The sequence below is a fragment of the Ureibacillus thermophilus genome (assembly GCF_004331915.1).
Taxonomy (GTDB): Bacteria; Bacillota; Bacilli; order Bacillales_A; family Planococcaceae; genus Ureibacillus; species Ureibacillus thermophilus.
Genome location: NZ_CP036528.1, coordinates 2,748,422 through 2,767,732 on the forward strand (window position 1 = coordinate 2,748,422; position 19,311 = coordinate 2,767,732).

23 protein-coding genes are annotated in these 19,311 nt (G+C 37.1%); 14 read left to right on the forward strand and 9 right to left on the reverse strand.

Annotated elements, in window-relative coordinates:
* Positions 1-76: 76 nt before the first annotated feature.
* The 6 genes from DKZ56_RS13880 to DKZ56_RS15620 all read left to right on the forward strand — a co-directional run bounded on the left by DKZ56_RS13880 (position 77) and on the right by DKZ56_RS15620 (position 3,431).
* On the forward strand, positions 77-502 hold the full coding sequence (locus tag DKZ56_RS13880) for an HIT family protein (RefSeq protein ID WP_208650517.1): 426 nt from the start codon (positions 77-79) through the stop codon (positions 500-502).
* A gap of 162 nt (positions 503-664) precedes the next feature.
* Positions 665-1,201 (forward strand): tryptophan transporter, encoded by a 537-nt coding sequence (locus DKZ56_RS13885; RefSeq protein ID WP_208650518.1) that lies wholly within the window; start codon positions 665-667, stop codon positions 1,199-1,201.
* A 146-nt stretch (positions 1,202-1,347) separates the two neighbouring features.
* The gene (locus DKZ56_RS13890; RefSeq protein ID WP_208650519.1) at positions 1,348-1,728 is read left to right on the forward strand and encodes a YtxH domain-containing protein; all 381 of its coding nucleotides are present in this window, start codon (positions 1,348-1,350) and stop codon (positions 1,726-1,728) included.
* A gap of 167 nt (positions 1,729-1,895) precedes the next feature.
* A complete protein-coding gene (locus DKZ56_RS13895) occupies positions 1,896-2,471 on the forward strand; it encodes an HTH-type transcriptional regulator Hpr (RefSeq protein WP_390261976.1) in 576 nt (191 codons plus the stop codon).
* Between the two features lie 188 nt (positions 2,472-2,659).
* A complete protein-coding gene (locus DKZ56_RS13900) occupies positions 2,660-3,148 on the forward strand; it encodes a DUF3267 domain-containing protein (RefSeq protein ID WP_245989663.1) in 489 nt (162 codons plus the stop codon).
* A 91-nt stretch (positions 3,149-3,239) separates the two neighbouring features.
* Positions 3,240-3,431 (forward strand): hypothetical protein, encoded by a 192-nt coding sequence (locus tag DKZ56_RS15620; protein WP_245989492.1) that lies wholly within the window; start codon positions 3,240-3,242, stop codon positions 3,429-3,431.
* A 56-nt stretch (positions 3,432-3,487) separates the two neighbouring features.
* On the opposite strand, the gene DKZ56_RS13905 is transcribed toward DKZ56_RS15620, so the two are convergent.
* On the reverse strand, positions 3,488-3,589 hold the full coding sequence (locus tag DKZ56_RS13905) for a YjcZ family sporulation protein (RefSeq protein WP_208650521.1): 102 nt from the start codon (positions 3,587-3,589) through the stop codon (positions 3,488-3,490).
* Between the two features lie 148 nt (positions 3,590-3,737).
* Between DKZ56_RS13905 and DKZ56_RS13910 the strand changes: the two genes are divergently transcribed.
* On the forward strand, positions 3,738-4,628 hold the full coding sequence (locus DKZ56_RS13910; protein WP_208650522.1) for a peptidylprolyl isomerase: 891 nt from the start codon (positions 3,738-3,740) through the stop codon (positions 4,626-4,628).
* Between the two features lie 168 nt (positions 4,629-4,796).
* Here the strand turns inward: DKZ56_RS13910 and yhaM are convergent, their stop codons facing one another.
* On the reverse strand, positions 4,797-5,741 hold the full coding sequence (yhaM, locus tag DKZ56_RS13915; RefSeq protein ID WP_208650523.1) for a 3'-5' exoribonuclease YhaM: 945 nt from the start codon (positions 5,739-5,741) through the stop codon (positions 4,797-4,799).
* Between the two features lie 158 nt (positions 5,742-5,899).
* On the opposite strand from yhaM, the gene DKZ56_RS13920 reads away from it, so the two are divergent.
* The gene (locus DKZ56_RS13920) at positions 5,900-6,106 is read left to right on the forward strand and encodes a YhzD family protein (protein WP_208650524.1); all 207 of its coding nucleotides are present in this window, start codon (positions 5,900-5,902) and stop codon (positions 6,104-6,106) included.
* A gap of 20 nt (positions 6,107-6,126) precedes the next feature.
* Here DKZ56_RS13920 and DKZ56_RS13925 read toward each other — a convergent pair whose 3' ends face one another.
* Positions 6,127-6,909, reverse strand: coding sequence for an enoyl-CoA hydratase (locus DKZ56_RS13925; protein WP_208650525.1), 783 nt, complete (start codon positions 6,907-6,909; stop codon positions 6,127-6,129).
* 662 nt (positions 6,910-7,571) lie between these two features.
* Here DKZ56_RS13925 and serA point away from each other — a divergent pair.
* The gene (gene serA / locus DKZ56_RS13930) at positions 7,572-9,191 is read left to right on the forward strand and encodes a phosphoglycerate dehydrogenase (protein ID WP_208650526.1); all 1,620 of its coding nucleotides are present in this window, start codon (positions 7,572-7,574) and stop codon (positions 9,189-9,191) included.
* Between the two features lie 219 nt (positions 9,192-9,410).
* Complete coding sequence (locus DKZ56_RS13935) at positions 9,411-10,097, forward strand: TraR/DksA C4-type zinc finger protein (protein ID WP_245989494.1); 687 nt, start codon at positions 9,411-9,413, stop codon at positions 10,095-10,097.
* A 121-nt stretch (positions 10,098-10,218) separates the two neighbouring features.
* On the opposite strand, the gene DKZ56_RS13940 is transcribed toward DKZ56_RS13935, so the two are convergent.
* Positions 10,219-11,010, reverse strand: a complete 792-nt coding sequence (locus DKZ56_RS13940; RefSeq protein ID WP_208650527.1) for an HAD family hydrolase — start codon at positions 11,008-11,010, stop codon at positions 10,219-10,221.
* 112 nt (positions 11,011-11,122) lie between these two features.
* Between DKZ56_RS13940 and DKZ56_RS13945 the strand changes: the two genes are divergently transcribed.
* Positions 11,123-11,734 carry a PH domain-containing protein gene (locus DKZ56_RS13945; RefSeq protein WP_208650528.1) on the forward strand — a complete coding sequence of 204 codons (612 nt, stop codon included), beginning with the start codon at positions 11,123-11,125 and terminating at the stop codon, positions 11,732-11,734.
* A 73-nt stretch (positions 11,735-11,807) separates the two neighbouring features.
* The gene (locus DKZ56_RS13950; protein ID WP_208650529.1) at positions 11,808-12,200 is read left to right on the forward strand and encodes an RDD family protein; all 393 of its coding nucleotides are present in this window, start codon (positions 11,808-11,810) and stop codon (positions 12,198-12,200) included.
* A 283-nt stretch (positions 12,201-12,483) separates the two neighbouring features.
* Here DKZ56_RS13950 and DKZ56_RS13955 read toward each other — a convergent pair whose 3' ends face one another.
* The 3 genes from DKZ56_RS13955 to DKZ56_RS13965 all read right to left on the reverse strand — a co-directional run bounded on the left by DKZ56_RS13955 (position 12,484) and on the right by DKZ56_RS13965 (position 15,618).
* Positions 12,484-13,998 (reverse strand): coproporphyrinogen III oxidase, encoded by a 1,515-nt coding sequence (locus DKZ56_RS13955; RefSeq protein ID WP_208650530.1) that lies wholly within the window; start codon positions 13,996-13,998, stop codon positions 12,484-12,486.
* A gap of 113 nt (positions 13,999-14,111) precedes the next feature.
* The gene (locus tag DKZ56_RS13960; RefSeq protein WP_208650531.1) at positions 14,112-14,456 is read right to left on the reverse strand and encodes a YlbF family regulator; all 345 of its coding nucleotides are present in this window, start codon (positions 14,454-14,456) and stop codon (positions 14,112-14,114) included.
* Between the two features lie 19 nt (positions 14,457-14,475).
* Positions 14,476-15,618, reverse strand: coding sequence for a DUF445 family protein (locus DKZ56_RS13965; protein ID WP_208650532.1), 1,143 nt, complete (start codon positions 15,616-15,618; stop codon positions 14,476-14,478).
* 305 nt (positions 15,619-15,923) lie between these two features.
* Here DKZ56_RS13965 and DKZ56_RS13970 point away from each other — a divergent pair, with 305 nt between their 5' ends.
* Entirely contained in the window at positions 15,924-17,273 is a 1,350-nt protein-coding gene (locus DKZ56_RS13970; RefSeq protein WP_208650533.1) for a hemolysin family protein, read from the forward strand.
* Positions 17,274-17,358: 85 nt separating this feature from the next.
* Complete coding sequence (locus DKZ56_RS13975) at positions 17,359-18,231, forward strand: cation diffusion facilitator family transporter (RefSeq protein ID WP_208650534.1); 873 nt, start codon at positions 17,359-17,361, stop codon at positions 18,229-18,231.
* Positions 18,232-18,457: 226 nt separating this feature from the next.
* Here the strand turns inward: DKZ56_RS13975 and DKZ56_RS15780 are convergent, their stop codons facing one another.
* Complete coding sequence (locus DKZ56_RS15780; RefSeq protein ID WP_281275662.1) at positions 18,458-18,589, reverse strand: hypothetical protein; 132 nt, start codon at positions 18,587-18,589, stop codon at positions 18,458-18,460.
* Between the two features lie 65 nt (positions 18,590-18,654).
* Entirely contained in the window at positions 18,655-19,302 is a 648-nt protein-coding gene (locus DKZ56_RS13980) for a response regulator transcription factor (RefSeq protein ID WP_208650535.1), read from the reverse strand.
* Positions 19,303-19,311 lie beyond the last annotated feature (9 nt).

Consider the following 19,311-nt stretch of genomic DNA (forward strand, 5'->3'; position numbering starts at 1 on the left):
CTTCCTACAGTGTATCAAAAATGGAGGGAGTTATGTTAAAATGAAAATAACATTTTGAAAGAAAGGATTGGGTGAAATGAGCGACTGCATTTTCTGCAAAATTATTGAAGGGTCCATTCCGTCCAATAAAGTATATGAAGATGAACACGTACTAGCGTTTATGGATGTAGCTCCACTAACAAAAGGACATACATTGCTCATTCCAAAACAACACGTAAAAGATCTTTTTGAAATGCCTGAAGATGTAGCAAGAAATTTATATGCAGCTGCACCAAAAATTGCAAATGCCATTAAAAAAGCATTCAACCCAGTTGGAATGAATACGGTGAATAATAATGGCGCCTTTGCTGGACAAACTGTGTTCCATTATCATTTGCATTTCATTCCCCGCTATGATGAAAGCGACGGATTAAAAGTAAGATGGGAAGCAAAAAAAGACGAGTTTACGCCTGAACAATTAAAAACGATTGCAGAAGAAATCAAAGCAAATTTAAATGAATAAGATTCGGACTGGCTCCATTTTTGAGCCGGTCTTTTTATTTATACTCTATTAAAAATACTTGAAAATTATTTCTTATAAGATTACAATTATCGTACTATAAATTTCGCTGACAGCTAGTGACTGTTAGGAAGTTGAGCATAGTTTAGCAGAGGAGAGAAGTGTATGAAAACGAAAAATTTAGTATTAATGGCCCTTTTAATTGGTATTGGAACAGCGCTTTATTTGGTGATGCCGCCTATTCCAATCGGTGGCGGAATTAAGCCAGATATGATGCTGACAATGATGTTTGTTGGGATTATTTTATTCCCGAATGTTCGAGACGCCTTTATTCTTTCTGTTGTTACAGGTGTACTTTCTGGATTATTCTCATCTATTCCAGGTTCGCTCATTCCAAATATCATCGATAAATTTGTAACAGGTTTTGTCTTTTTACTAATTCTTTATGTAGTCAATAAATTCGCAAAAAACATTGTTGTTTACGCTATTTTAATCGGTCTTGGTACATTGTTGTCCGGAACCGTATTCTTGTCCATGCTGCTTCTATTAGTTGGTGACATGCCAGCAGCTTTTGGAATTATGTTTGCAACAGGAGTAATTCCTGCAACAATTGCCAATATTGTTGCATTCTGCATCATTTACCCAATCCTTACAAGTTTGTTAAAACGTTCGAAATTTGAAACTTCCATTACACAAGCATAAAAAAATTCGCTATCTAAGTATTCGTTTTACTTAGATAGCTTTTTTATTTCCTGTTAATTTGGTTTAATAAAAGATATGGGGGTTAATTAATAAACAAACCATTTTCTTTACATACTATTGAGCACATAATAAAGGAGAGATTGGCGATGCGTGTTAAACCATTTTTCTTAGGAATTTCGACAGGTGTGATTGCAGGCCTTGCTGCAGCATTTTTTACGACTCCACAGTCCGGACAACAATTGAGAAAAAATGTAAAAACAACAGTCAACAATATGAAATCCACCATCGAAGAAATTAGCTTTCAAATTAACGACTTGAAAAACGCCTTTTCTAAATTATCCAACGAAGCAAAAATTACTATACCAAAAATATTATTTGATCTAAAAACGTCTATTTCCCAATATAAAGAAGAAATCAAACCAGATTCGGAAAAGCTAATAGAAGAATTAGAAAAATTACAGAAAAGTATTAACGAAATCGAGAATAATCTTTCACAATTAAAGAAAGATCAAACAAATAAAAATTAGTTCTTTTTTATCATAAAAATCCGTTGATCATCTCGTTCATTTTCTAATTTTATTTTAAAAATAATATTTATTTATCGCTTTTTGATTTATGTATATTTTTTAACTTTAAACTTTTTTCTTTTATTGCTATAATATTTTAAAAACTTATAAAAAGAAGGTGAATCGAATTGGCTGCGGAATCCTACTCATTGAAAGAAGCCATGATTTATAGTCAGCGGATTGCTCAACTGTCTAAAGCCCTATGGAAAGCAGTAGAAAAAGACTGGCAACAATGGATTAAACCGTTCAATTTAAACATCAACGAACACCACATTTTATGGATTGCTTACCATTTACAAGGCGCTTCTATTTCAGATGTTGCCAGATTTGGGGTCATGCACGTTTCAACTGCCTTCAACTTCTCAAAAAAATTGGAAGAACGTGGGCTTCTTAAATTTTCAAAGCGTGACGACGATAAGCGCAACACTTACGTTGAATTGACTCCTGAAGGCGCTGAATTAGTCATCCGCATGTACGACCATTACTTGGATACGGAGCATTCTATCCTAGAAGGTTCTTTAGCATTAAAAGAACTGTATGGAAGATTTCCAGAATTTTTAGACGTTACGGCAATTATACGCAATATTTACGGGGAAGATTTTATCGAAATTTTTGAACGATCTTTTAAAAATTTTAAAGATTCCATCGAAGAAATAGATAAAAATCAAGTAGCAATTAAAAATAATGAAATTGTTATGAAATAAGTAAGCAATTGGGGATTTGGGGAGTGTATCTGTACACTCTTTTTTCTTTTTTTCGCATAAAATATTTCTCTCATCCATCGATTTGTTTTACAATTTTCTTGAAATGACATAGAGAGGTAGTCATTATGCATTGTTGGAAAGTAATAAATATTAAACGGGAATATCGTCTGCCGCGACTGATTTTATATATGGTGATAATTTTCATTTTAGTTTTTTCCTTTTCCTTTATTCTTGTTGGGTTTAAGCGTCCATTAAGCTATGATGTACAATATTTTCCTTTATTTGTTTTGGTCTTTTTTTTGTTTTATCCGCTGCATAAACTGATTCATTACTATTCGCTTTTTTCTTATCAAAAATCCGCTAAACTAAAATGGAGATTTGAATTTCATTTATTTCCGATCGTTAATATTCGAATAAAAAAAATGATACCGAAAAATCGATATATGTTTATTTTGATTGCGCCTTTTATTTTTTTGAATGCTTTATTAATACTCTTAGCGTTTCTTTTTCCTTATTATTCCCATTATGCTTGCATTTTGCTTGGATATCATTGTTCCATTTGCTTAATAGACATATTATATTTTAAACACCTGATCAAAGCGCCAAAAAATGCAGTCATTGAAGAAACTCCAAAAGGGTATGAAATTCTAGTTCCTCCCACTTTTCCAAACGCGTGAACCGCCAATTTCTAAAGAATAGGGAACTTACTTGTAGAATAACAACATTTTTTGATATCCTTAAATGAAGTGATAGAAGGGAGGAACCACTTTGCTACTGTTCACTGTAATATTATTTTCTGTCTTTTATTTATTTCAAATTAATCGGATGACCTATGCATTATGTATACAAAAAGAAATTCCCGAAGAAAAACAAACGAAAATTTTCAGAGCGATTAATATTTTAATTACGATTTTACTCATTTCTTTTTACATTGAGGTGTACACTGCCATCAATTTATGATGGCTTTATGCACATAAATAAAGAGCTAAAGGATTTCCTTTAGCTCAAAATTTACATTAGTGCAAGTATGCTGCACCTACAATGATTAATAAAATGAACAACACAACAAGAAGCGCGAACCAGCTACCACCGTATCCACCACCATAACTTTGGCCCATACCGACACCTCCTTTCCTTTCTACTGCCTATAGTATGCAGGGGGAAATGAGGTACCTAGGCAAACATAATTAGTGGAACCATTTCGTTTCTGGTTCGTTTATGTTATAGTACAAATGGAATTTATAGACAGGGAGAGAAAGAAAGTTTATGAAAAAAACAGTTTTAGCCATTGCATTAGCAACATCCGTTTTCGCCTTATCCGCTTGCAATTCCGGTGACGAAGTGGTAGTTTCCACAAAATACGGCGATATTACGAAAGATCAGTTCTATGACGAAATTAAAGATTTGGCAGGAAGTGTGCTATTAGAACAAGTCGTCCTAGAACAAGTTTTAGAAAATAAATATGAAGTATCTGATAAGGAAGTAGAAGAACGATTAAATCAATATAAAGACCAATTTGGCGATTCCTTTAACGATATTTTAAAACAACAAGGGTTGACAGAAGAACAATTTAAATCCAATATCCGCTTTACATTATTGCAAGAAAAAGCAAAAAACGATATTAAAATTTCAGATGAAGAAATCAAAAAATATTACGAACAAGGAAAATATGAATTGCACGCCCGCCATATTTTAGTGGATGATGAAAAAACTGCAAATGAAGTTCTTAAAAAACTGAAAAATGGTGAAGACTTCGCGAAATTAGCAAAAGAATACTCAAAAGACACAGGTAATGCAGAAAACGGCGGCGACTTAGGCTGGTTTACTGTCGGCAATATGGTGCCAGAATTCAATGATGCGGCCTATGCATTAAAAGCGAATGAAATCAGCGAACCTGTGAAAACAGAATTCGGCTATCATATCATCCAACTTTTGGACAAACGTGAAGTGGAAAACTATGGTACATTAGAAGAGAAAAAAGATGAAATCCGCCAAACATTAATTGAAATGAAAGGCGGCATTAATGCGAAAATAGAAGAATTACTAAAAGAAGCGGATATTAATATTAAAGATGAAGATTTGAAAAATGCATTTTCTCAAATTTTAGGAACTGACACAGACGATGATGATAAAGAAGCTGAAAGCAAAGAGAAATAATTAAATTTAGTGAAACGGTGTTGGCGAATAAGGCCAGCACTTTTTTTATAAATAAGTTTGCGCTTAATGCTAAGTAAACTATCAAAGTAATTAGACTTCTTCAAAATTCTCCATTCCGGGCAAAAAAAGAGCGAAAGGGTAAACATTTCCCCCATTCGCTCGCAGAAATTATGATTCTTCAAATTTCGGTTTGTAGAAAGAACGATTATCCAACGCAAAAATACGCTCCGTAAATTCCCCTGGCTTCGTTTTGCTTAGAGCCCGTGTCAACATATTCATTTTGGCGTCAATATTGTCAATATAATGCAGTATTTCTGCCTCTTGGATCATTGGTTTTTTCGGGCTGCCCCATTCTTCCTTGCCGTGATGGGATAAAACGATGTGTTGAAGCACCATCACTTCTTCTCCTTCAATGCCTAATTCCTTTGCAGCCTGCCCGATTTCATCCACCATGATTGTAATATGGCCCAATAAATTTCCTTCAACCGTATACATTGTTGAAACAGGGCCGGATAGTTCCTTTACTTTCCCTAAATCATGCAAGATAATGCCCGCATAAATTAAATCCTTATTCAAGGTTGGATATAATTCACAAAGGGCCTTTCCTAATCGCAGCATGGAAACCACATGATCCAACAGCCCTGAAACATAATCGTGGTGGTTTTTCGTAGCAGCAGGATATACGGACATTTCCATTTGATATTTTTTCATCAAATAGCGTGTAATTCTGGAGATTTTTGGATTTTTTATTTCAAAGAAATATTGAGTTAATTCTTCAAACAATTCTTCCTTTGGCGTAGCAGCGGAAGGCATTAAATCTTTTATTTGAACGCCATCTTCCGGTCTTGCCGGCCGAATTTGTTTAATGCGAAGTTGGTTTTTGCCTCGATACTCATGGATTTCCCCGCCAATTTTGACAATGGTTTGAGGCTGGTATATTCTTTCATGTTCTTCATTTGTATCCCAAAGTTTCGCTTCAATATCGCCGCTTTTATCTTGTAAAATCAGCGTCATGAAAGGTTTCCCAACGGTTGTGATCCCTTTCGTCGCTTGTTTAATCAATAAAAATTGATTCACCTCATCTCCAGGTTGAAGTTGAGTAATTCCTGGCATTGCGTATCCCCTTCTTTCGTTCAAAACAATCGTTTCTCTCTTATTGTACCATTTGTTTGGAATGGATTCGATGATTGAATCGATATTCTTTATCTACTAACGTACTTTACTTTTGTTATATAATAAAATGGAATATTCAAAAAAGGATGGGGATGAGGATGGCAAATTTTTATTTCACAGCTTTCGAAAAAAATGGGGAAATTTTATTCAATGAAGTTTGGGAATTTGAAAACGAACAAGAGGCAAAAATTGAAGGCCAAAAACGCATTGTGGAAAAAGGGGTGCAAGATAAACCACATCGCCTTGTGAATTCTTCAGGAAAATTGATTTTATTCCATTCGTCAAAGTTAGAGGTTGACTCATGATTTGAGTCAACCTCTCATTTTTATTGGCCGACAAATTGAGGCGCACGTTTTTCTACAAAAGCTTTAATACCTTCCAAATGGTCTTTCGTTTGCCTCATTTTAGTTTGAGCCACTAATTCTTGATTCAATATGTTTTTCAGTTCTTCTATGCGTTCGGAATGATAAATTTTCTTTGTTTCAAGCATCGCTAATATTGGGCTGGACAGGAGTTTCTTCACAAATTCCTGAACGTATTGATCTGCCTTGCCATCTTTCACCACAACGTCTATTAGTCCAAGTTTTTGCGCTTCTTCTCCATTCATAATTTTGCCTTCCCAAATAATTTGCTTTGCCTTTGGTATGCCGACCCGTTCTTTCATGAAGAAATGTCCACCACCATCTGGAATCAATCCGATGCCGATAAAATTCATTGCCAGTTTGCTGTTTTCTTCCGCAATGATAAAATCGGATGCAATGGCAAGGCTAAATCCGAGTCCTGCTGCAGCGCCATGAACTTGCGCAATTGTAATCATCGGCAATTGATAGTAAGCAGTTGCCATGCGTGAAATAATATCCATAATTTCATGGAAATCTTCAATTTTATCCTTTTGCAGCATCATTTTAATATCGCCGCCGGAAGAAAATGCCCGTCCATCCCCTTTAATGACTAATACTTGAACATTCTTTTCTTCCTGCAGCTGTTCAAAACAGTCAGCTAGTTCTCGAAGCATCACTTCATTCATCGCATTGAGCGATTCCGGACGTTTGAACGTTAGCACCCCTTGGCGATCATTTATCGTTAATTCAATTGTTTCGTAAGCCAATTTCTCCACCCCTTTATTTTTCTGTACCCTATTAACTTCGACCCGTATAAAAAAATTCCTCTTCCTTATTGAAAATCCATTAAAATTGAAGTAGATTAATACAAATATTTCATTAAAAACACGAATATTATTTTGTATTATCTGTATTAACGTTCGTCAATTATCGCTCAATTAAAGCGTTTTCATTTCATTTATTTAATTTTATTGCGGATATGAGTTGACAAACATGAACAATTCAGTTTATTATGTAGTCACATTGAAATAATAGTCAAAATATTATGACGGAGACATGCTCTTGCGTTCAGAATCTAAAGAGAGCTGATGGTTGGTGCAAATCAGCGTTTCTGGCGTCAGTAGTTCCACTCCTGAATAGAAAGGCCGAAATTGCAGTAAGCCATTTCCGGGTAATGCACGTTACGCATCACTTGAGGCTGTCGGAATTTTTTATAAACTTTCGGCAGTGAAAAAGGGTGGTACCGCGTAAAGTTGATAAGCAGCTTTTCGCCCCTTACATTGTAGGGGGTGGAAGGCTTTTTTTAATACTTCGAAATGAAAGGAGTATTTTTTATCGAAAATCTTTAAGAATTTTTCGATGTTTCGACGTTGTATTGACACCTATCATTCGAGAATAATTAATTAAAAAGCAAAAAGGAGTTTTTCAGATGGTAACAAAAGAAACTACAGCTACAGATGTAATTAAAGTATTTATTGCAGATCCATTAAGCGAAGATGGTATTTTCCCATTGCGTGAAGAAAAAGACTTAAACTTGGAAATTATCATTGACACTGGCAACTCTCAAGAAGAATTGATCAAAAAAATTAAAGATGTAGATGCTTTAATTGTGCGCAGTGCGACAAAAGTGACACGCGAAGTTATTGAAGCGGCTGAAAATTTAAAATTAATTGGCCGCGCTGGTGTTGGAGTAGACAACATCGACCTACAAGCTGCTACTGAACGAGGAATTATCGTCGTTAACGCACCAGACGGAAACACAAACTCTGCTGCTGAACATACAATTGCCATGATGACTTCTCTTGCTCGCCATATTCCTCAAGCTTATCTATCTTTGAAAAACGGCAAATGGGACCGCAAATCTTACGTTGGGGTTGAATTGAAAAACAAAACATTGGGCATTATCGGTTTAGGCCGCATCGGTACAGAGGTGGCATTCAGAGCAAAAGGTCAACGCATGAACGTCATGGCTTATGACCCATTCTTAACGGAAGAACGTGCAAAAGAATTGGGTGTAACAAAAGCAACAGTTGACGAAATTTGCAAAGAAGCAGATTTTATTACAGTGCATACGCCTTTATTGCCTGAGACAAAAAATATGATCAACAAAGAAAAATTCGCTTTAATGAAACAAGGCGTTCGCATTATTAACTGCGCTCGCGGCGGAATCATCAACGAAGACGATTTATACGATGCGATTGTAGAAGGTAAAGTAGCAGGTGCTGCTCTTGACGTATTCATTGAAGAACCTGCAACTGACCATAAATTACTTACATTGCCGCAAGTGATTGCAACACCTCACTTGGGAGCTTCAACTGTGGAAGCGCAAGAATCTGTAGCAGTGGATGTTTCGAAAGACATTATTAAATACTTTAAAACAGGTACTGTCACAAACCCTGTCAATATGCCTTCTATTCCAAAAGAATTACTTGCAGAAGTTGAGCCATTCTTTGAATTAGCTGAAAAACTTGGTTCTTTCTTATCTCAAGTAACAACTGAGCCATTGAAAGAAATTAACCTATACTATGCTGGAGAAATCGCCAATTTCGATGTGCGTCCACTGACAGCAAATGCGTTAAAAGGCTACTTAAAGAAAACACATGGCGAAAACGTGAACGATGTCAATGCACGCTATTTAACTGAACGAAACGGCGTTAAAGTGAATGAAAACAAAACAACAACTGCTAAAGGATTTACAAACTTGATTACAGTTGAAGTCAAAACTTCAAATGAAACACATTCTGTGGCTGGTACATTATTAAACGGCCTTGGCGCTCGTATCGTAAAAGTGGAAAACTTTGTAGTGGATGTTGTTCCAGAAGGCCACTTATTATACATTCGAAACATTGACAAACCAGGTGCAATCGGCCGCGTAGCTACAAAACTTGCTGAAAAAGATATCAACATCGCCACAATGCAGGTAGGCCGCGAACGTGTAGGCGGTTCTGCTGTCATGATTCTATCTATCGACAACGAAGTAACTCAAGAAGACTTAGTGTACGTATCTCAATTAGAAAACATCGATGAAGTAAAAGCTATTACGCTATAATGCAGCAAAAAGCAGGTAAAGGGATTCTCCTTTGCCTCTTTTTTTATATAATTTTCTATCCCATGACGATTATTGCTTCGATTTATAAGCGATTTTTTTATTTCCTCAATTCTGGCGATTATCCGTTGCTTTTTGGCGATTATTTTCATCCTTCTGGCGATTAATATTCCTTCCCTTTAATTTTGATTTTTCTGTTCATACTATGTTCGAAAGGATGTGATGACGATTTTAACCGAAAAACAAATTGCCAAATTGAAAAAGCAGCTGATTGAAGAAAAACAAGCCTTACAGAAAAGTTTATCAAAGGATGAAGAAGCCTTTGATAATGGCAGCTTGCGGGATTCTGTCGAGGAATTATCAACGGTCGACAACCACCCTGCCGACTTGGCGACTGAACTGTACGAACGGGAAAAAGACCTTTCCTTGAAAGTTCACCAAGAAGATGAATTGTCGAAAATTAACGCCGCTTTGGAAAAAATCGAAAAAGGTACATATGGATTGTGTGAAGTTTGCAAAGAACCGATTCCATATGATCGTTTAGCGGCCATTCCATATACATCCTTCTGTATTGAGCATGCCGAAGCGAAAGAAGCGCCAGCAGATCGCCCTGCAGAAGAAGATTTGATGAGACCGCCAGTGGATAATTCTTTTGCTGAACGGGAGATTGATGGAGCAATCCAAGATTATGAAGATACATTCCAGGTCGTTGCAAAATACGGGACTTCGGAAACACCATCGGATTTCGAAGGGGATATTGAGGATGTGAACGAACTTTACGATGACCCTGAGGAATATGCAAATAATGATGAACCTCAATCCTTCCATGTATCGTTGAAGGATGAAATTCCTTTCCCTATGACGAAACGGGAAATTGAGGAAGCGAGTAAATATGATTATTTGGAATAAATAAAATAATTGATGCTTTTCTAAAAAGTACAAGCCAGGGCGCTACTCGGACAAAAAAACACCCGCAATAATCAAGGCCGTCCGGAAAGTCGAAAACTTTCTAAACGGCCCATTATTTTCATTATGAAATTTTTTCTAGCAGCTGCAAAAATTCCGTTAAAGAAGTTACTTCATAAGTAGGCACGATATCCGGATTTTTTGGTTTATTTTCTCGATTAATCCAAACATTTCGCATGCCTACCCGTGATGAACCTAAAATATCCGTATTCAAATTATCGCCAACCATAATGCCTTCATCAGCCGTGATGCCGGCTTTTTTCATCATATATTCAAAAAGAGAAGGATCCGGTTTTCCTTTTCCAAAATCTCCTGAAATAATCACATGGTCAAAATATGGACGAATTTCCGGCGTCATCTCTAATTTCAAATTTTGCAAGCTTGGCGCACCATTTGTCAGAAGCACTAATTGGTACCTACCTTTCAATGCATCAAGCACTTTATACGTATCTTCATAAACAAATGGATATTTTTTCCGTTCTTCCACGAAACGTTCGCCCAGTTCGGCACCTAAAGCTTCATCATCAATGCCCAATGTTTTTAATCCCTTTGTCCACGCATCTTTTCGATATGTAGGCACGATTTTTTTCATTTTTTGAAAGGATTCTGTTGGGTCATCAAAAGTTCCCCATAAACCTTCAAACGGGTTGATGCCGATTAATACGGTGTAATCATAAGTTTCATAAGATTCATACAATTTTCGTGCTTCTTGTCGAACTGCTTCCTCCAATTGTACAGGATCGAGTTCATATTTTGTTGCTGCATACTCGCAAGTTTTTTCAAAAGCGGTTTTTATGCTTTTTTTATCCCAAAGCAACGTGTCATCTAAATCAAATACGATTGTAGTAATTGCCATTTCCAACTTCCCCTATTAGTTTTTTGTCACATTTTCTATTCTAACAATCAAATGAAACTTTATAAAGACTCATTCGTATGAATTGTAAATATAATTGAAAGGAGTTCCACCTATGCTAAAAAAATTTGCATCCGATGCCCTTGGTTTATCTGATATAGGAAAAGTGATCGAGCCACAGGATTATGATAAAACCGATTCGGATGATTATGTACTGCATGAAATCGGAGAAAAAATTTATTTTCTCATCAAAACAAGAGCCGATGAATATTGCTTTACAAATTTGGCGTTAATTCATGTGGACGGCGATTTGGCTGTCAGCAAAAAACGCACGTTAAAAAGATACGAATACAAATGGAACCCAATCAGCAACGTTTCTTTGGAAACAGCAGGAACGATCGATTTGGATGTGGAGATCAAATTTACAATCGGGAATACACCATTCAGCATCGATATCAATAAAAACGAATTGGACAAAGTGAAAGATTTGTACAAAGCGCTCGTTGAAATGGAACGCATCATGAAATCCAATGAAAAGTATATGAAATTTGCCCAAGACAGCTTGGAATATGCGCAAAAAAGCATTTCAAACGGCATGTCGCAAACTTCACCGGCTGAATCCTTCAAAGCCATTGCCCAATTTACAAATGAATGGTTAAAGGATATGAACAATCAATACGCTTATGACGACTATGGCAGCGTGTTTGAATTGTTCATCAATAATTGATTCATGGAAAACGGCAATAATGCCCTCGAGTTCTTTTCGTGGGCGTTATTAATAAATAATGAGGGGTGACATGATGAAAGAATTGACAAAAAAACGGTTAAAAGCTTGCGCCATCGATTTAGCGATATCTACCGCTCTTACCTTTGGCATTGAATATTTGTTGCGAAAAAAGGTGAAAAGCGAATTTGTACATAATGTGGTGACACCGACTGCCGTATTTTGGGGATTGGAATACGCCCAATTCAAAAATAGCGGCCAGACGATCGGCTATAAAATGATGGGGTTGAAGCTTGAAAGAGAAGACGGTTCAAAACCGACATGCAAACAAATTCTAAAACGCAGCGCTTATCGCGATACCCTTGGTCTTTTTTCCTACTTGAACAACCGGGAAGCTTATGAAGGGGAAGACGGCTCGAGACTTGCCCAAGACCGTTTTGCCGGAACAGTTGTAAAGGAAATAGAGTGATTTCCTCATCAAGATTCTTTTTCCCGCACTAACAAAGAAAAAGGGCTGGCTAATTTCTGCCAGCCATTTTATTATCGTGAAAAGCGAATACTTTGAAGATTGATATTCACCAAAATGTTGACTATTATCGCCGGATTCGGAATTTGTATCACCAAAATTGTGAACATATTCGCCAATCGTGAAATTTCATCCCTTGATTATAGCGATAATCGCCAGTAGTAGGCAGTTAATCGCCAATTCCTATTGCATTATCGCCAAAAGGCTTAACTTAATCGCCAAACTGTTATTTTTTCAATTCCACCCCATACAACTGATCCAACATCTCAATTTTTTTCTCGATAGCCCCTTCAAAAGAAGCAATATATTGGAAAGGTTCTTTTGGATTGTAGTATTGGGTAATTGCTCCGGTTTCCGGATTAACGAATTTGGAAGCGGCGCCGCATCCGATTCCTATGATCGTCTGCACTTCTTCCATTATCACGATATTGTAGATGCTTTCGTCACCAGGCTTTGAATACCCCACATTTTCCAAATTCCCTAAAATATTTTTTTGGCGGTACAAATAATACGGATGGTAGCCATTCTCGCGAGTCCACTCCTGAGCCATCTCCATCATCCGTGACACTGTTGCCCGATCAGCCACCTTATACTTTTCCTTATTTCTTGTCATTTCCGATGCCCGTTTGAAAGACAGTGTATGCACCGTCAATGATTCCGGCATTATTTTTTCCGTCTCATCCAACGAATGCTGGAATTCTTCAATTCCTTCATTCGGCAACCCGATAATTAAATCCATATTGATATTGTTCATGCCTGAATTCCGGGCCAGCCAAAACTTATCAATGGTCTCCTGCACAGAATGATGGCGGCCAATTGCTTTCAATGTTTCATCCGTATAACTTTGCGGATTCACAGAAATGCGGTCAATTCCCCATTTTTTCAGCACTTCGAGTTTCTCCAACGTAATCGTATCTGGACGGCCGGCTTCCACCGTTATTTCCCGGATGTTTTCCGGATTCGGGAAGGATTCATACATCGTTTGATAAAGGGCATCCATCTCCTCTGCTTCAATGGATGTCGGTGTACCTCCCCCCCAATAAACCGAAGTCACTTTCATATTATTTTCCTTCAGCCATTTTCCAATTTCCCTCATCTCAATATGCAATGCATCAAGGAAAGTTGCCACCCTACCCGTTTTTCGGTTCGGCGCGATGGCATAAGCAGGGAACGTGCAGTAAGCGCATTTTGTTGGGCAGAAAGGAACTCCGATATAGATGGACACTTCATTCCCAATTTCATCTAAATCAGGAATGGTGGCAAGTTGCCTCTCTACAATTGATTCCAATAAAGAAATTTTCTCATCGGATACGCGGAAATCTTTTTTCAAAACTGCACGTATTTCATCGCGGGATAGCCCCTCTTTTCTGAATTTATGATAAAGCTTTGTGGGACGGATGCCGGTTAAAATGCCCCATTGCTGCTTGATGCCTGTATATTGTTCCAATACGTCCAACAGTACATGGGACAATGCCCGCTTCATGCGTATATTTTGCTCCCGTTCCGTTCCATCAGTGTCGTATTCTTTTGAATAAGTGCAGACATAAGTTTTTCCGTCCACTTCTAATTGGCATGCAGTGGAATAGACGTTGTTTTCTATTTTATATTGAAAATGAACAGATAAATCAGGATTATCTATCGATTCACATAGTTTACTATCTTCAAAAAATAAATTGGCGATATGGGTTAAAACCTGAATCCAATCTTCTTTGAAACGTTCGTGAACTAAAATTTTTTTCATTCATACCTCTTCCTTTGATCTGTCTTTCAACTGAACTTTATTTTAACAAGCATACACGGATTAATCCAATAAAAAAAGACCACACCTTTTCGTGCGGTCAAATGGACATGCTCTTAGAGTCCTTCATAAATAGATTGAATCGGTCTAATCAATGAACGATTCAAATCGTCAATCAAGCGGCTTAATGCCATTTCTGCATCAAACAACGCTTTAATTTTCAGATTTTGTTCTGCTAGTTGAAGAACTTTTTGGAAGTAGAAGTATTCCTCTTCCTGCAATTCTTCCCCTTGCATCTGCATTTGCTGCAATTTCAATTGTGCATTGCGGAATTGTGTGAAAATCGTTCTTGCTTCATCATCATTGCGAACGACTTCAACCGCTCCTTTTAACTGTTGAAATTCTTCCGTTTGGCTAATGGAAGCTTCTACCTGTTGGATGGTTTCCATAAAATTGCTCATTTTATCATTCCTATTCATATTAGTTTAACAATTGTACAATCAAGCCTTGTACGATACCAATCAATCCACCTAAAAACCCGCCTAAAAAAGTAATCATCATTAATTCTCGGCTGGCAATACCCACGACTATCTCTTCCAACTTTTCAATTGGGAAAGAATTCACTTGCTCGCGAACGACTTCTTTTATATCTAAACGTCTCAGTACATCTTCCAGATGAATTTCAGCAATTTCCAAAGCTTTATCCACAACTTTAGGCATTATCTCATACTTTACCCAATCGTGTCCATTTGGAAAGTAGTAGTGGATTGTTTTATTTAACCGATCTTCAATGGCTAATTCCTTTTTCGCGTAGGATTGGATATTCATTAGTATTGGTTCTAATTGTATATCATTTAAGTATGTCATGATAGGGCGTTTTTTAATTTTTTCCCATTCCTCATTTAGAATATTCACGATTGAATTTTTTGTTTCTGATGAACGGAGAATGCGGACAAGCTCATGTTGAATTTTGGCAACAATAGATGAAGAATCGCTTAAAAACATTTGAAAAATGCCGCCGAGCGTTCCTTTGGAAGCAAGAAAATCATCCAACAGATTTTTAATGGTGATTTCTCCTTTGGAAGATAAAATATAATCTTCCCCTTTAAGAAGCAAAGTGTCCACTAATTGAGGAACTTTTTGATCGACTGACTTCATAATCTCTTCCGGTACGACTTCTTCAATTGGTTTCGTGGTCAGCTCTTGTTTAAAATGAAGAAATTGCTTTTCAATAAAATCATCCACTCGTCCTTCGACTTTTTCAGGTACATTTTTGAATCCGGCAAGCCCCAGCCATTCTTTCAATGTTCGGTTATTTAAAAAAATGATTTCTTCGACTTTTGTTTGTGCAAACTGCAAAATGACAAAACGAATTTCGGGTGAGAATAATTTATTTTTGATGACATCCGGCGTAAGTAGGTAATCATTGACGGTAACTCCAATTTGTCTTGCCAATTCCCCACGCCGTTTTGGAATTAATCCCGGCGTAAAAGGAAGACGCCATTTTCCAATATACTTTGCTTGATACGGTCTAAAAATCATTTTAATGGCGAGGAAGTTTGTTGCACTGCCGATGATTGCTCCGATAATTGCCATAAAGAGTATTACGAATGCTGTCTTCATGTAAATCCTCTTTTCTAAAAACTATGATTTTCCATTATATCAAAAGGTTCTTTAGGAAAAAAATAATTGTACCTCTTTCAGTACGATTTTACTTTATAAATTGTTTCATTTCGCGGGATTTAAATTTTTAAAGAAAATTGCATACTATATAATGTAGAATGACTCACAATCTTCTGAAAATTTCAGAGACGATAATTTGTATTTTTACAAAAAATGCGTTATTATTATCTCATTGAAATAAATTTTTTTATAGGAGGTGTACTCCTCTATTCACCCCTCATTCGGGCGTGGTATGAGGAAAGTATTTGGACGGAGACATAGTAGGGCTGACCATTAAGTTAGCAATTTTTGTCTTATTAATTTTACTTTCAGGATTTTTCGTTGCGAGCGAGTTCGCAATAGTGAAAGTACGTGCAACGCGTATTGATCAACTTGTAGAAGAAGGAAACAAAAAAGCAATTAAGGCTAAAAAGGTAATTGATAACCTTGACGAGTATTTATCTGCTTGTCAATTAGGTATTACCATTACTTCATTAGGTTTAGGTTGGTTAGGGGAACCTACCGTACAAATTTTATTGAGTCCAATATTTAATTGGATTGGCATAACAGGACCTATATCTGAAGTTCTTTCATTTATTATTGCATTCAGTATAGTAACGTATATCCATGTTGTGGCAGGTGAATTAGCGCCTAAAACGTTAGCGATTACAAAAGCTGAATGGGTAACACTGAATCTTTCAGGAGCGCTGTATACATTTTATAAGGTAATGTATCCTTTCATTCACCTTTTAAATACGTCTGCTCGCGGCTTGGCAAGAATTTTCGGTGTAAAATCATTTAACGAAACCGATACAGCCCATACGGAGGAAGAGCTTCGTATGATCATGGCAGACAGCTTTAAAAGCGGTGAAATTAAATATTCAGAATTCGAATACGTAAACAGTATCTTTGAATTTTCTGATCGCACGGCGAAAGAAATTATGGTGCCGCGAACAGAAATTTCAGCGATTGATAAAGACGTAAAGTTAAAAGATGTATTTGAAGTAATGGGTGTCGAACAATATACCCGTTATCCGGTCATTGATGGAGATAAAGACCATGTGCTTGGACTAGTTAACTTAAAACATCTATTAACGGCGTATATACAAGATCCTAAAAATGCAGATAAACCGATTACAGAATATATGCAGCCGATCATTCGAGTAATTGAAACTGTTCCGATTAGCGACTTATTATTGAAAATGCAGCATGACCGTATTCACATGGCGATTTTAATGGACGAATATGGGGGAACTTCCGGTTTAGTAACCATTGAAGACATCATCGAAGAAATCGTCGGCGATATTCAAGACGAATTCGACGAAGATGAAATCCCTGAAGTTCAAGAAATCAGTGATGGTCATTATATTATAGATGCAAAAATGTTAATTGAAGATGTCAATGAATTGTTAAATATTCATATTAATGACGAAGATATCGATACAATCGGTGGTTGGTTCTGGACTCAACGCTACGATGCTGTTGAAGGTGACAGCTTTGTATATGAGGGATACGAATTCAAAATTAAAAAATTGGATGGTCATCACATTTTATACATTGAAGTCATCAAATTGCCAGAAGAACAAGAAACAAATTTATACTCAATTGCCGAATAACATACTTTAAATACCGAAACGACTTTCTTCTAGTTGGAAGAAAGTCGTTTCGTCGTGTTTTGGACTTTTGTAGGGAGGAAAAATTGTGGAACTATATACAAATTTACGAGCAGGGGAAAAAGGTGCCTGGCTCTCCATTGGAACATACATTTTTCTTAGCGCGGCAAAACTTATAATTGGATATATTGGAAATTCAGAAGCCCTAAGAGCGGATGGACTGAATAATTCAACGGATATCATTGCATCGATTGCCGTTTTAATTGGCCTGAAAATTTCCCAGCGCCCCCCGGATAAAAATCATCAATACGGTCATTTGCGTGCAGAAACGGTTGCATCCTTAATCGCATCTTTCATTATGATGGCAGTTGGTTTAGAAGTAATCTTTAATTCTATCATGAACATTTTTAACCCTGTTCGTGAAACACCATCCACTTTAACCATCTATGTTGCCCTAGGTTGCGCTTCTGTCATGTATGTAGTCTACCGTTACAATTTAGCGCTTGCCAAAAAAATTAAGAGTTCTGCACTTAAAGCTGCCGCCTTTGATAATCGTTCTGATGCCTTGGTGAGTGTTGGAACAGCCATCGGGATTTTCGCAGCAATCATCGGTTTTTCAATCCTTGATACGATTACCGCCCTCATCATTGGAATTATAATTATAAAAACCGCTGTTGAAATCTTTTGGGAATCTGTGCAAACTTTGACCGATGCCTTTGATACAGAAGATATTGAAACATTGTCTACCTTGATAAAAAATGTGGATGGAGTTATTAGTTTAGTGGATATCAAAGGAAGAACGCACGGAAATGCAACATTCATCGAAGTAACTGTTACGGTAAATCCTTACTTGAATGTATGGGAAAGCCACCACATTACAGAAAAAATTGAAGAAACAGTTAAAAAATTTGATATTAATTGTACAGTTCTTGTACATATTGAACCTCATGAGAAAAAATAGAAGATGCAGTAGGTTGTTTAAAGCCGATACTTGCGGTTTTTAAACAACCTTTTTATATCCTTTTGTATAAATATAAACTTTTTTGGGGGAGGTTACTCCTTCATTTAGTATGGATACAACCAAGTTTGGAGCGTTTGCTTCCTCATTTCGTGCGTTTATTACTCCATTTCGTGCGGATACTGCCTCGTTTCGTGCGGTTGCTCCTCTCTTTTGTGCGGATGCATCCTCATTTCGTGCGTTTATTACTCCATTTCGTTCGTGCGTTTACCTCCCCATTTGGTGCGGATACTGCTCCCTTTCGTGCGTTTACCTCCCCATTTCGTGCGGATACTGCCCCCTTTCGTGCGTTTACCCCCATTGTTTACAAAAAAAGAACAAAACTAGAAACCAAATCGTTCCTAATTTTGCTCTTTTTTCACTAAACTACTTCCCGCTTCCTTCAGTCAATCCATGTTTAACGGCATACAAGGCGGCTTGCGTCCGATCTTGCACTTCAAGCTTTGTGAAAATATTGGAAATATGGGTTTTTACCGTCTTTTCGGTCACATAAAGGGATGCGGCAATTTCCCGATTGCTTTTTCCTTTTGTCAATTCTGCCAGCACCTCTTTCTCCCTGGGCGTTAACGGGTTTTTAATATGGGGCAAATTTTCTTCCTCTTTCAACGTTTCTTCGAGCTTTGTCGTCGCCGCCGGATGCATAATGCTTTCACCGCGCATTACTTGCCGAATGGAATTCACTAAATCGTCCGGTTCGATATCTTTCAATTGATAGCCAGCCGCCCCTGCTTCAATGGCTGGAAGGACATGGTCTTTATCGGAGAAGCTTGTCAGCATTAATACTTGCACTTTGGGCCACTGCGCTTTGATTTTTTTCGTTGCCTCAATTCCATCCATCTCCGGCATCACTAAATCCATTAAAACAATATCCGGTAATAGTTGTTCCACTAATTGAACGGCTTCCATCCCGTTTTTTGCTTCCCCAACAACTTCAATATCCTTTTGGGTTTTTAAGAAAAACTGCAATCCCCTGCGAACGACATGATGATCATCCGCAATTAATACTCGAATCATCTACTTCCC